The sequence below is a fragment of the Nocardia amamiensis NBRC 102102 genome, from assembly GCF_001612745.1.
Taxonomy (GTDB): Bacteria; Actinomycetota; Actinomycetes; order Mycobacteriales; family Mycobacteriaceae; genus Nocardia; species Nocardia amamiensis.
In genome coordinates this window covers 59,191-72,910 of the sequence record NZ_BDBA01000016.1, presented here as the reverse complement: position 1 = coordinate 72,910, position 13,720 = coordinate 59,191, and the positions used below count along the sequence as shown (strand labels likewise).

The 13,720-nt window shown below is 66.8% G+C and carries 10 protein-coding genes; 9 read left to right on the top strand and 1 reads right to left on the bottom strand.

All coding sequences use genetic code 11. The features are described from left to right. Positions 1–98 precede the first annotated feature (98 nt). The 7 genes from NA4_RS04510 to NA4_RS04480 all read left to right on the top strand — a co-directional run bounded on the left by NA4_RS04510 (position 99) and on the right by NA4_RS04480 (position 10,812). Positions 99–3,584 (top strand): non-ribosomal peptide synthetase, encoded by a 3,486-nt coding sequence (locus NA4_RS04510; RefSeq protein WP_067464257.1) that lies wholly within the window; start codon positions 99–101, stop codon positions 3,582–3,584. Positions 3,585–3,603: 19 nt separating this feature from the next. Continuing rightward, positions 3,604–5,004, top strand: a complete 1,401-nt coding sequence (locus tag NA4_RS04505; protein WP_245671109.1) for a condensation domain-containing protein — start codon at positions 3,604–3,606, stop codon at positions 5,002–5,004. Then, positions 5,001–6,152 (top strand): acyl-CoA dehydrogenase family protein, encoded by a 1,152-nt coding sequence (locus NA4_RS04500; RefSeq protein ID WP_067464251.1) that lies wholly within the window; start codon positions 5,001–5,003, stop codon positions 6,150–6,152. Before NA4_RS04505 ends, NA4_RS04500 begins: the two co-directional genes overlap by 4 nt. Beyond that, positions 6,149–7,429, top strand: a complete 1,281-nt coding sequence (locus NA4_RS04495; protein WP_067464248.1) for a wax ester/triacylglycerol synthase domain-containing protein — start codon at positions 6,149–6,151, stop codon at positions 7,427–7,429. The genes NA4_RS04500 and NA4_RS04495 overlap by 4 nt, the downstream gene beginning before the upstream one ends. A 107-nt stretch (positions 7,430–7,536) precedes the next feature. Then, the gene (locus NA4_RS04490) at positions 7,537–9,177 is read left to right on the top strand and encodes a long-chain-fatty-acid--CoA ligase (RefSeq protein WP_067464245.1); all 1,641 of its coding nucleotides are present in this window, start codon (positions 7,537–7,539) and stop codon (positions 9,175–9,177) included. Positions 9,178–9,286: 109 nt separating this feature from the next. Beyond that, complete coding sequence (locus NA4_RS04485) at positions 9,287–10,024, top strand: ABC transporter ATP-binding protein (RefSeq protein WP_067464242.1); 738 nt, start codon at positions 9,287–9,289, stop codon at positions 10,022–10,024. Next, positions 10,024–10,812, top strand: coding sequence for an ABC transporter permease (locus NA4_RS04480; protein ID WP_067464239.1), 789 nt, complete (start codon positions 10,024–10,026; stop codon positions 10,810–10,812). Before NA4_RS04485 ends, NA4_RS04480 begins: the two co-directional genes overlap by 1 nt. A gap of 260 nt (positions 10,813–11,072) precedes the next feature. Here the strand turns inward: NA4_RS04480 and NA4_RS41885 are convergent, their stop codons facing one another. After that, positions 11,073–11,558, bottom strand: coding sequence for a hypothetical protein (locus NA4_RS41885; RefSeq protein WP_067464236.1), 486 nt, complete (start codon positions 11,556–11,558; stop codon positions 11,073–11,075). A 216-nt stretch (positions 11,559–11,774) separates the two neighbouring features. On the opposite strand from NA4_RS41885, the gene NA4_RS43590 reads away from it, so the two are divergent. Next, a complete protein-coding gene (locus NA4_RS43590; protein WP_373862755.1) occupies positions 11,775–12,041 on the top strand; it encodes a DUF6545 domain-containing protein in 267 nt (88 codons plus the stop codon). A gap of 315 nt (positions 12,042–12,356) precedes the next feature. Continuing rightward, positions 12,357–13,478, top strand: coding sequence for an MAB_1171c family putative transporter (locus tag NA4_RS04470; RefSeq protein ID WP_157128802.1), 1,122 nt, complete (start codon positions 12,357–12,359; stop codon positions 13,476–13,478). Positions 13,479–13,720 lie beyond the last annotated feature (242 nt).

Sequence of the window (13,720 nt, the reverse complement as noted above, 5' to 3'; positions counted from 1 at the left end):
CTGCACGGGCCCGCCCGGGTAATGCCGAAGCGAGATTCCCTGTCGTGTTAGGCTAGGCAAGCCTAACCTAGCTAATAGGTTTTGATCTGAGGAGTCACGTGATTTCGAAAGACCAGCTACGTGCTGATGTCGCGGCCTTACTGGGTGTTCCCGGTGAGTCCATTGGCGACAGTGACGATCTGGTCCGCCTGGGCCTGCACTCCATGCTGCTGATGAAGCTGTCCGGCACATGGCGTCGCCAGGGTTACCGGGTGCAGAGTTCGCAACTGGCGCTGGAACCGACGATCGAGGCGTGGGCCGGGCTGCTGTCCGGTGGTAAGCCCGCCGCCCCGGCCAGCCCCACGCCGGCTCCAGCCGACTCCGCGCCGCTCACCGAGGACACCACGGGTACCGAGGACGACGAATTCGCGCTGGCCACCATGCAGCACGCCTACTGGGTCGGACGCCAGTCCGGGCAGGCCCTCGGCGGTGTCGCGGCGCACCTATACGTCGAGTTCGACGGCGCGGGTGCCGATCCCGATCGTCTGGAACGTGCTGTCGCACAGGTGGTCTCGCGGCACGACCAGCTGCGGGCCGCCTTCGGCGAGGCCGGCGGGCAGCGCATCCTGGCGCAACCGCCGCAGTCGGTGTACCGCGTGGTGGACCTGCGCGACGACGCCGACGCGGACGCCGAACTCGAGCGCATGCGCGACCGGATGAGCCACCAGCTGCTGGACGTGGCAGCGGGCCGGGTGGTCGAGTTCGTGCTCACCCTGCTGCCCGGCGGTAAGCACCGCCTGCACTTGGACGTCGACATGCTCGCCGCCGACGCCATGAGCTACCGGCGCATCCTCGACGATCTCGCCGCCGCCTACGAGTCCGACGCGGCGCTGGCGCCGGTCGGCTACAGCTTCCGGCAGTACCTGGCCGAGCGCGGCGACCGCATCCCGGCCGATGAGCACGAGGCCGCTCGTCATTGGTGGACCGAGAAGCTGCCGAGCCTGCCCGGAACCGCCGAACTGCCGACGATCCCGGAAGCCCGTCGCGCCGACCAGTCGCGAAGCGTGCGCTTCCATCACTGGCTCGAGCCGGAAGGCAAGACGCGACTGTACGCCCTGGCCCACGGCCATGGCCTCACCCCTGCGGTGACGCTGGCCGCGGTGTTCTCCGAGGTGATCGCGCGCTGGTCGGCGCGGCAGCGGTTCCTGCTGAATCTGCCGCTGTTCAACCGGGAGCCGGTGCACGACGAGATCGACCAGGTGGTCGGCGATTTCACCAACTCGGTGCTGGTCGACGTCGACGCGCGCGAGAGCGAATCGCTGCTGGCGCGCGCTCGCCGCTTGCAGCGCGAGCTGCACAGCTGTGCGGCGAACGCGACCTACGAAGGTCTCGACGTGCTGCGCGATTTGGGCAAGCTGCACGGCTCGGCGGTGACGCCGTCGGTGGTGTTCACCTCCGGCCTCGGGCTCGGTGAGCTGTTCTCCGAGCGCGTGACGCGACTGTTCGGCAGCCCGGTGTGGATCCTGTCGCAGGGCCCGCAGGTCGATCTGGACGCCCAGGTGGCCGAGGTCGGCGGCGGACTGCTGGTGAACTGGGACACCCGCCGCGACGCCCTGCCCGAGGGCGTCATGGAGTCGATGTTCGCCGAGTTCCGGGTGCTGCTCGACAGCCTGCTGGCGCCCGAGGCCGACTGGAACGCTCCGCTGTCCATCGCGTTGCCCGCCGAGCAGCTCTCCGCGCGGGGGGCAGTCGAGACCACGTCGGCGTCCATCGCGCCACGCAGCCTGCACGCGGATTTCTTCGAGCGCGCGGTATGTCAGCCGGAGCGCGTCGCCGTCGTGACGTCGCAGGGCGAGGAACTGACCTACGGCGCGGTCGCCGAGCAGGCTTTGTCGCTGGCGAAGGCGCTGACCACCGCGGGCGTGAATCACGGCGACACCGTCGCCGTTATCGTGCACAAGGGTCATCAGCAGGTGATCTCCGTGCTCGGCGTCCTCGCCGCGGGCGCGGTGTACCTGCCGGTTGGCACCGATCAGCCGGTCGCCCGCCGCGACCGCATCCTCGCGCGCGGCCTGGTTCGTGCCGTGATCACCGGTGCGGCGGTCGACGTGCCCAAGGATATCGAGCGGATCGTCTTCGACGAGTCCGTCTCCGGCCCGCGCGCCGAGCGGGCCGTCGTGCCTGCTCCCGACGCCCTCGCCTACGTGCTGTTCACCTCCGGGTCCACCGGCGAACCGAAGGGTGTCGAGGTCAGCCACCGCGCGGCCGCCAACACCATCGACGCGATCGCCGAGGAATTCGCGCTGCACGCCGACGACCGCACCATCGGCCTGTCAGCGTTGGAGTTCGACCTGTCGGTGTTCGACATGTTCAGCCCGCTCGCGCTCGGCGGCGCGGTGGTCTGTATCGACGCTGACAAGATGCGTGACGGTGCGTCCTGGGCGGAACTCATCGCGGCGCACCGGGTTTCGGTGCTCAACTGCGCGCCCGCCCTGATCGGCATGCTGCTCGATTCCGCAACCGCCGAGCAGTTACGCACCCTGCGCGTGGTGATCACGGGCGGCGACCGCGTGGATGCGGGGGTGGCTGCTCGGATCCGGGCTCAGGTTCCCGGACTGCGCTTTGCCGGTCTGGGCGGCACCACCGAAACCGCGATCCACTCCACCGTGTACGAGGTCACCGACGAGTTCCCCGCCGAGTGGACCGCCGTACCGTACGGCCGCCCGCTGTCCGGTGTGCACTGCCGCGTGGTGAACGAGCGCGGCGAGGACGCTCCCGACTGGGTCACCGGTGAGCTGTGGATCGGCGGCGTCAGCGTGGCCGACGGCTACCGCGGCGATCCCGAGCGCACCGCCGACTGGTTCGTCACGGCGAACGACATCCGCTGGTACCGCACCGGCGATCTGGCGCGCTATCTGCCCGGCGGCACCATCGACTTCCTCGGCCGGGCCGACCATCAGGTGAAGATCCGTGGCTACCGCGTCGAACTGGGTGAGGTGGAGGCCGCCGCCAAGACCCTGCCCGAGGTCGGAGAGGCGGTGGCGGCGGTCGTCTTCGGACGGCTGAGCTTGGCCGCGGTGGGCGCCGAGTCCGGGCAAGTGGTCGACACCGTCGCGGTGGCCGCCGCCCTGGCCGAGCTGCTGCCGGAGTACATGGTCCCCGACGTCCTCCACTTCCTGGAGCAGGTACCGCTCACCAGCAACGGCAAGATCGACCGCGCGGCCATCCGCGCGGTGCTCGAGCGCGCGGCCCAGGGGCGTGCCGAGGTCGAGTACGTGGCGCCGGAGACCGCGCTGGAGGCAGCGGTCGCCTACATCGCCGCGCAGGTGCTCGACATCGAGCGGATCGGCGTGACTACCGACTTCTTCGATGCGGGCGCCAACTCGATCCTGGCCACCACATTCGTGGCGAACGTGCGCGGACTGCTGGCCGTCGACGGCGTGGGCGTCACCGATGTGTTCGGCGCGAAGACGGTGCGCGGTTTCGCGGCCCGGCTCGTCGAACGCGAGCAGGTGCCGGGCCAGCTCACCCAGGTGGCACGAATCCTGTTGGAGGTCGCTGGAATTCCCGACCCGTCGGCCGATCTGGCCGCGGCACGCGTCTGATCGGCGAGGGACGATCGAAGTGGCGTCATTAGAGGATCTTCAGGCCGCCATGCGGGCCCGGCTCAGCGATGTGGGCATCGCGGCCGCGGCAGGCGTGGCGACCCGGCGCGATCGGGGCCGGGCACCGCTGTCGTTCGCCCAGCGCACTGTGTGGGCGTACCAGCGGCAAACACCGGAAAGCACGGCCCACAATCTCTGCCTCGCCTTCACTTTCACCGGCGAAGTGGACGGGCCCGCGTTGCGCCGCGCGTTCCTCGCCCTGGTCCGCAGGCACGAAGTGCTGCGCACCACCTATCACGCGGACCCGGATGGCACACCGTACCAGCGCATTCACAAGGATCTGCCGCCGCGCGTCGAGTCGCTGGATCTGCGTGACGAGCCCGCAGCTGGCGCGCGGTTGCGCGCCGTGATGGCCGCCGCCGGCACCGAGTCCTTCGATCTCGCGGCCGAATCGTCACTGCGGCTGACCTTCGTGAAGCTGCCGCCGGACGATTCGGGACAACCGAAAACCGCCGTGGTCATGGCGCTACAGCACATCGCCTGGGACGGTATGACTCTGCCCGTCCTCTCGCGGGATCTGGAACGCGCCTATGTGCGCGCGAAGGAACGGCCGGGTTCGGAACTGGATTTCGCACCGCTGTCGTTGCAGGTCGCCGATTTCGCCGAGTGGGAACAGAATCGGTTCGTCGAGACCGACCACGCCGACGATATCCGTTTCTGGGAGCGGCAATTCGGCGGACTCGAACCGCTGCGCCTGCCGTACGACCGGCAGCCGGATATCGTCTCCGAACGCGGCGGTCGTTCCGATCGCACGCTGAGCACGGCGGCCGACAAGAATCTGCGCGCGCTGAGCACGACCCTGCGCACTCCAGCGTTCTCGGTGTTCCTCGCCGCGTATTACCTGACGCTGCACCGGATCACCGGTCAGCGCGATATTCTCATCGGTACCGCGGTCGCCAATCGCGAGGAATTCGGGATGGAGTCGCTGATCGGCAATTTCAGCAATTCCATCGCGCTGCGTATCGGCGCCGACGACGCCTCCTTCGCCGATCTGGTCGCGCACGTTCGCGCGGTCACCGACGCCGCGTTCGGCCACCGGAACTTCCCCTACGACCGCATCGCCGAGGCGGCGCGACAGGTCGGAGGACCGGCCAGGCCGTACGAATCGCTGGTGCTGTTCCTGGAGCAGAAGATCGACGGCCCACAGCTCCCCGGCTGCACGACCACCTGGGAACTTGCGGAGAAGGGATACGCCCTGCTCCCGCTGACCGTGGAAGCGTTCCTACACGCCGACCACACCGATGTACAGATCGCCTATCAGATCGATCTTTTCGACGAGCAGACCGTGACACGCATCCATGAGGAACTCGATCGGGTCCTCGCGACCGCGGACGGACAGGACAGAGAGCTCGAGCAGTGACCGACATTTCATATCAAGAGGTACTCGTCAAGGCGTTCGACGACCACGTGGTCGCCTGGACCGAGCAGGCCGAGCTGGACAAGAAGTTTCCGCGCCAACTGCTCGAGCACCTGGGCGCCGCCGGGGTGTTCGCACGTAAGTGGGAGGATCGCAAGATCACCGAGCTCGAGCACCACTTCGCGCTGGCCTACCAGCTGGGCGCGCTCGGCTCGGCGGCCATCGGAGTCGGTGTCAGCCTGCACGATTCGGCGATCGCGATCCTGCGCCGCTTCGGGCGCAACGACTTCCTGCGCAACCTCGCCGATGAGAGCATCGCCGTGGAGAAAGTGCTGTGCATCGGCGCCTCCGAGGAGTCGGGCGGCTCGGATCTGCAGAACGCGCAGACCATGATCGAGCCGGAAGGCGACGGCTACCGGGTGGTGGGGCACAAGAAGTTCGTGTCGCTCTCGCCGATCGCGGACTACATCTTGATCGTCGCCCGCAGCGCCACCAGCGGCTCGGCGGGCGACGCGGGCAATGTCGCGCTCGCGGCAGTACCCACCTCGCAGGTGCAGGTCGGCACACCGTACGAGAAGCTGGGCGCGGGCCCGCTGGATACCGCGCCGGTGACGATCGACACCTGGATCCCGGAAGAGGCGCTCATCGCGCGCCCCGCGACCGGGCTCGCGGTCATCAGCTGGGGCCTGGCCCATGAGCGCTATTCGGTGGCCGGTCAGATCGCCGCATCGTGTGAGGTGATGCTCGGCGTCACCCTGGCCCGGATGTACAACCGTGTCCAGTTCGGCAAGCGCCTATACGACCACCAGGCGTTGCGGCTGCGGATCGCGGATCTGCAATCGCGCGTCGACCTGCTGCGCTACGCACTGGCCGGTGTTGCCGCCGAAGGCAAGATCAACCTGCGCACGGCCGCCGCGCTGAAAGCGACCGCCGCGAAACTCGGCGAAGAAGTCGTCTCGGAGTGCCTGCACATCTTCGGCGGCATCGGCTATTTACAAGTCGGCTTGCCGTTCGAACGCTGGTACCGGGACATGAAGCTGGCCCGCGTCGGCGGCGGCGCCGACGAGGTGCTGTGGGAGCTGGTCGCGGCGGCCATGAAGCCCGACAACGAGCGCTACGCGCAAATGATGGCGAAGGTGGAACAGTCATGAGTACCCAGATCACGTCCGCCGTCACCGAGCTGACGCCGTCGGATCACACTTACCTGCACCTGGATAGCGAGAGTCGGCCGATGCACTGGTCGCTGCTGCTGGAGCTGGCGACTGGCGGCCCGCAGTTGGCGGTCGCGGATGTGCGCGAGCGGGTGCGTGAGCGCAGCGAGCTGTTCGAGCTATTCCGCATCGGCATCCTGAACGGGCGCTGGCGCAAGCCGCAGGTGGTGCTGGCGGAAAAGGTCGATGTGGACCGGCATCTCACGGCAGTCGACTACGCCGACGAGGCCGATCTGCGCAAACGGGTGGCGACCCTGCTGGAGACGCCGCTGCCCCGGCCAGAGCCGATGTGGCACATCACCATGTTCACCCCCAGCGGTGACGGCTCCCAGTTCTTCCTGCTGCGCGTGCACCACGCCGTATCCGACGGCATCGCGGGTGCGGCCTTCGCCGGGCTGCTGGCCGACGGTACGCCGGAAGAACTCACCGAATTCGAGCGGTTCGCGACCAGTCCGCGTTTCCGCACCCCGGCCGTCGACCCCGAGGTGCTGAAAGAGTCCAAGGCCGCGTTCAACGAGCAGTGGGCCGCAGGCCGCAACAGCCGCGGCTGGCCGAAGCTCACCAAGACCGGCAAACGCGAGTACGCCCTTTACAGCGCGTCCACCCGCGACCTGCGCCGCGCCGCCAAGAAGAATGGCGCGACCGTGCATGAGTTCGTGCTCGCCGCGATCGGCCGCACCGCGAGCATCGCGCCGCCCGCCACCACGACACCGGCCGAAATCATCCGGGTGACGCTGCCTGTCACCAACGATCCGGCCTTCCGCCACACCGGCAACGCGGTACTGGTCTCCCCGCTCAACCTGCTCGGCAACGAGACCGATCTGGCTCGCCAGATCGAGCGGACCCGGTCGGAGCTGGCCACCATCGAGCAGCGCCGTCCCGAGCTGGCGACCGCGGCCCCCGCCACCGCGCCCGGCTTGCCGTGGGCGTTGCAGCGGGCGATCGCGGTTGCGGCCATGGCGCATATGAGCCCGGACATCCATGTTGGGTTGAACCCCGGTTTCTCGCGGATTCGTGCTGTGCTCGGAAAGCCGATCGCGGAATTGACCCCGTTCTCACCACTGGCCGGCTATTCGCTGTCGGTGACTGTGCTGATCCTGGGCAGCAAGACATCGTTCGGCATTGTTACCGATCCCGCCGCACTGCCGGTGGGGTACGCCGACACCTTCGTAGAGCATTTCGACCGGATGCTTCGCGAAACAGCTACACCGGAATGACCGCGGCCGTGTCCCGGCGTCGACGGAATGGATAGCCGGAACCGACTCCGATTCGATGCCGCGGTGCGTGCTGCGCAACAGGCGTGCGGGAAGAAAATGGAATACCAATGAGCAGAATTACCGAGTTGCTTTTCGAGCAGCATGTTTCCGAAGTGAACGGCCTGTGGACCGGTATCGAGTCGTCGGATCTGGCGTTTCGATCCTGGTCTCAGGTGCGGTCGGTGGCGGGCCGGGTCGCGTGCGGTCTGGCCGAAGCTGGTGTGGTGCCGGGCGACTCGGTCGCCATCCTCGTGGGTACCCCCGGCGACGTCGCGGTGACCGTGCAGGCGATCTGGATGCGCGGCGGGGCTTTCACGATGCTGCACCAGCCCACCCCACGCACCAATCTCGAGACCTGGGTGACGGATACGCGCGCGGTGATCGAGATGCTGAACGCTCGCGTTGTGGTGGTCGGGGCACCGTTCGCCGAGGCAGTGCGGGGTTTGGATATCGGTGTTCCGTTCGTGTCGATCAACGAACTGGCCGACCGGTCCGAGGAACTGCGGCATGTGCCCGCCGATGAGGAGGATATCGCGATCCTCCAACTGACCTCCGGCACAACGGGCGTGCCGAAGGCGGTCGCGATCTCGTACGCGAATCTGCATCAGAACCAGGTGGCGATGGTCGCGGCGGCCGGAGTCACGGCCGACGAGGTGGTCGTGAGCTGGCTGCCGCTGTACCACGACATGGGTATGGTCGGCATGTTGTTGACGCCGATGTTCGCGCAGGCAACGGCGGTCATCATCACACCGCTCGGCTTTCTCGGGAACCCGCTGTCGTGGGCGGAGCTCATCACCCGATTCGGTGGAACCCTCACCGCAGCACCTAATTTCGCCTATTCTCTGCTCGCCCGCCGGTTGCGCCGGGCAGCCGACGGTGCCTACGACCTGTCGTCCATGCGCGTCGCGGTCAACGGCGCGGAGGCCGTCGACGAGAGCACGCTGGAGGAGTTCGTCGGCGAGGCCGCGCGTTTCGGCTTCCGGCCGGAAGCGCTGATGCCCGCCTACGGCATGGCCGAGACCACGCTCGCGGTGTCGTACACCGCCGCCGCCGAGCGGTACACGGTGGACGTCATCGACGCGGAGCGGGTCGAGGCCGACGGTGTCGTGCTGCGCGAGGAGATCACGCGCTCGCGCACGATGATGCGGCTGGGCGTCCCTGTCCCGGGGATCGAACTGAAGGTGGTCGACGACAACGGCGACACTCTGCCCGCCGACCATGTCGGCAATATCCTGGTGCGCGGCGAGGCCGTGACCAAGCGCTACCTCGGCCCCGACGGCTACGTCTCGGCCAACGACGCCGAGGGTTGGCTGTCCACCGGCGATCTCGGCTACATCGTCGCGGGGACCGGTGAGGTCGTGGTGTCCGGCCGCAAGAAGGACGTCATCATCGTCGCCGGCCGCAATATCTCCCCGACCGTGGTCGAGCGGGCGGCGGGTGTCGTCTCCGGTGTGCGGCCCGGCAGTGTCGCGGCCCTGGCGGTCCGGCTGCCCCATATGGCCAGAGAAGGCATCGCCGTCATCGCCGAATCGGATTTGGCGGCCGACGCCGACGAGAGCGAGCGGATCCGCAAAGAGGTTGCCCGCGCGGTCTACGACGACGTGGGCATCGCGCCCGCGGTGGTTACGGTCGTGCACAAGGGCGCACTGCCCAAAACCCCGTCCGGCAAGCTGCGCCGCTCCTCGGCGGCGAGCCTGATCCCCGCCTGATCCACCCTCGAATCACCCGCAGCGACTCTTCGGCAACGCTACGGCCACACGGAGAGTCGCTGCGTCGTGTGGTGTGGCATCCTCAGCAACACTTACCAGGATTTCTCTCATGATCAGCGTTCGCGGCGTTTCCAAACGCTTCGGCGAGAACATCGCCGTAGACGACGTCAGCTTCGAGGCCGGAGCGGGCTCGATCACCTATCTGCTCGGGCCCAACGGTGCGGGCAAGACCACGGTCATGCGCATGGTCGCGGGTCTCACGCAGGCCGGTTCCGGCTCGGTCGTCATTAACGGGAACGGGCTGCTGGACTTCCGGGACACGATCCGCGAGATCGGTTTCAGTCTCGGTGCATTCTCCCGCAACCCCAAGCACACCGCCGAACAGCATCTGCTCTGGCAGGCTCGGCTGGGTGGCGTGCCCGCATCGAATGTCGGCCTGGCGCTCGAACGGGTCGGACTCGAGAGGGTGGCGCGCCGCTCGGTCGGCAAGTTCTCCTATGGCATGTTGCAGCGGCTCGGTATCGCGTCGGCGCTGCTGGGCGATCCGCGCACGCTGGTGCTCGACGAACCGGCCAACGGTCTGGACGTCGAGGGCACGCTGTGGTTGCGGGACCTGGTCGTCGGTTTGGCCGCGGAGGGCAAATGCCTGCTGATCGCCTCGCACAATCTCACCGAAGTAGAGATCACGGGTGACCGGATCGTCGTCATGGGCAAGGGAAAAGTGCTCTCCGATACGAGCAAGGACGAACTAGTGGCCAAGGGATCGGGCCCTCGCCGGTTGGAGTCGGCCTACATCGACCTCACCCGCACCAGCGTCGAATACACCGCGGGAGAGGGTGAGCGCTGATGCTCGGCACGTACCTCGCACGATCGGTACGCAGTGAGCTGGTGAAGCTCTCTTGGCGGAATTCATTGTGGTACACGGTCGTCCCGCTGGCGATCCTGATCCCGGTGCTGATCAATCTCGGTATCGCGAAAGCCACCGAGGCGCAGTCCTTCAACGGCAGCGGTGGGATGGAGACCAACAATTCGACCTACTGGATCCTGATCTTCTCGGCGTTCATCCTGATGTCGGGCGGGGTGAGTTCGCTGTGCGCCGAATTCAACGACAAGACGGTTGAGACCACCTTCGGCATCCAGGCACGGCGCTGGCTGCTGCCGGTAGCAAAACTGATCGTGTTCGGCACCATCTCCGGTGTGGTCGCGCTGGTGACGACCTTCATCATGCTCGGGGGCTTCCCACGGGTGTTCCCGGAGATATGGAGCAGGGTCGACGCGTTCTCCGGCGCGGGCGTCCGCCTGCTGATCTGCGTGCCGATCTTCACCATCCTGATCTGCGCGCTCGGCCTCGGGCTGTCGGCCCTGTTGCCCAAACCGGGGCTCGTGGTCATGATCGTGCTGCTGTGGAAATTCGGCGTCGAGGTATTCGTCACCTTCATCCCCGGTGACCCGGGCATCCTGCTCCAGCGACTGTCTCCGTTCAAGAACGGCGAGCTCGGCGTCGGCCAGATGTCGACCATCAAGACCCTGTTCGGTGGCGAGACCGGTTCACTGCTGTACTTTGGCGCGGTGTGCGTGGCGATCTTCGTGATCGGTACCGCGCGGCTCGCGTCGGGCGACACGAAGACCGAGTAGCTCCGCGACCGATCTCAACCGCGTGGTCCGGATATCTTCTTGAACTCGCCCGTGAATGGTCGAAAGTTCTTGGGGAGCAGAGTGCCGACAGCCAGCCCGAGTCCCAACCATCTCAACCGCAGGTTCGGCTCAGCCCGTCATCTCCGGCTGGCAGGACCAGCCGACCGTGCGAACCGGGTAACTGTCGCCCCGCAGTCTCATCGAGTTGCAGGGAAACGCACTACCCGGTGCCGTGTGAGCTGGAGGCCGAACTGGTGCACCTACTGAATCCGTCCAGGGCCTGGCCTGGCGTGTGTGGATATCGGTGAACGATCCGCTGCGGTGGTGTGGCTCGTCGTTTTCGAACCGGCAGCCGCTCCGCACCGACATCCACGTCGGACGGTCAGGTCCTGCGTGTACTCTTCGGGATCGGAGTCCGCGACGAAGAACCCGCCCCAGTACAGGTCGTCGGCGAACTGTGCCTTGACGCCGATAGGCACAGCCGAATCCGCTGCTCCGAGACCGTCCAGCAGGGCGAGCAGGCGCGGGTCGTGGATGCGCAGTACGCACCAAGAAGTCGGATGTTCGAGCACGAATCCCTCGGAGTCCCGCCGGAGCACGGCGAACTTCGACAGTGTGGCCGACCACGCAGGCAGACTCGTCGCGGGACGAGCTGGTGGCTCGCCATATGGCCGGATGGTATAGAGGTCGCGCCCACCGTCGCGCACCGTGTAGCTGGTCTGGTGGGTACTTGTGATGGCGGGCAAACCGCTGACCTCCGCTGGCCGATTGGATGATCTGGTTTCGTGCCTACAGCGACCAGCTGGTCAGCCAAGGCTAACCTACTTTACGTCCCAGGGAAGAATCGCTTCAACCCTGTCCGGGGATCACAGAGCACCCGGTCAACTGAACAAGCCGGGCACCGCTGGTTCTCATGGTGTCACTTCCATGGAGTGGATCGAACTGACCGAGGCTGACGACTTGTGGGCATTGCCCACGGACGATCGCGGCCCACGCCCCCTGCGCCGCGTACGCCGCCGGTCGCGGCCTTCCTCGGCCTGTTGATCATCACTCTGCTGACGGCGATTCCGCTGGTCATCGCGGTTTTGGCGCGCGCGAGATGGGACCAGCCCGGTGTGCATTGTCGCCGATTGCATCCGCTGTGGCGGGACTTGACAACGGCGGTACCGGAAGTCGGCGGCGCGGGCCAAAGCGCTCGGTGCAGGACCCATCGCACAGGCTGGACATAGCGGTACCGGCACCCGTGCTGGCGCCGGCCGGTCCGTCGAGTTGCGGAGCATGCTGGATTTGGCCCGCGAATGGCCGAAAGCCGTCGCGGCAGAGAACCTTCAGGCTGGCAATTTGCGGCCGACCCCGATTGCGCTGATCGGCGGTTTACTGCCGCGAACGTAGTCACACGGCGGCACCTCCGACGCATCAGTCTCGCGAGTTGCCCAGGTGGCGGTCTATACCCTGCGTTGCGCGGCTCGCCGTTGCGGGGTCGAACACACCGCGTTTGGCTGGCGGCTGGACCCGGACCGCCCGACAACCTACTGTCGAGCGCGATGAATGCTGTTCCTGCTTCGGCGGTGCTGTCGGTCGTCGTCTTCGTCGCCCTCATGACCTTGGGGCGGTGGCTTCTGGTGAACGAGACGGGCACCGATCGGCTGATCAACCGTACGTGGAGCTGGGATGTCGTTGCTATCCTGCTGTATCAGGCAGCGGTCGCGTTGCATCGTCCCGGCCTAGGGCTGTCTCTATACCTTGGCGGTGCGCTGATGGGGATCGCCAGTTTCTACGGGCTGTGCCGGCTGCTCGACGGCGCCGATCCGGGGAGCGCGCGCCGACGTCAGCGCCGATACGATTCGATATCCGCCGTCGTCGCCATCTCGCTGATACTCGGCACGCCAATCGTCCGGGGAGCGTTCGGGATCGACTACACCGAAGTGGTCTGGATGCTTTCGGCGGTTCCAGCGGCCTTCTGTGGATTCCACTTGGGGCGTGCCTGTATTCGCGAGCTGCGGGCCGAAGGCTCGTCGGCGCGCGAAAGGCTCACTTACGCCGTATTATTCGCGTTCTCGATCTACTGGTCAGCCTCGTTTGCGATCATGATCGGCCGCGCACTGGCCGGCACGCCGCCGAGTGAGTCGGGCACAGCAGCGGTTGTCGTGGCCTACCTCATGCAATTCGTGCTCACGATCGTGACCGCGATCCCCCTGATCACCGTGCTGCTGGCGCGGACAGGATGGGATCGGACCGGACGCACCTGCCGTCGCCTGCGTCCACTGTGGCGCGACCTGACCGCCGCCCTGCCGGAAGTCGTCCTTCGCCACGACCGTTCGACGCCATTGGACTCGGCCGCCCGGCAGTACCGGATGACCGTCGAAATCTGGGACGCACTACTGCACCTGAAACCGTATGTTTCCGAATCTGCTTCGCCCGTCGCGATCGAAACCGACGTGCGCGGCTACGCGCGCCAAGTGGCACGAGCCGTGCGGGCGAAGCGTGCAGGCAACGCACCGGCAGCTGCCTTACCCGCTCGGGGCGCCGTGCTGGAACCCCGCGATCGTGCGGCGGAGTTGCGGTATCTGCTCGAACTCGCCCACGAATGGCCGAAAGCGGTCGCGGCCCTTGGCTACAAGTCCAGCACTCCGCGTGCTGCCGCGATTGCCGCGGTGTCCCAGTAGAAGGGGTGCACCTCGGCGATCCGGCCGTCGGCGAAGAGGTCAGCTGGCTGCCACGGGCTCCTGGCGGGTGCCGTGGCGCAAGCCGATCGACATGATGTCGGAGGGTTCATCCAGTTAGATGCGGTGCCAGCGGTTCCGGGGAACGACGAAGGCTAGGTTTGCCTAAGCATAACCTACATCCGAATCACCGCCTGCTTGCTGTACGGGCGCATATCTCGTCCGGAAGATGGAGCAAGGACAGC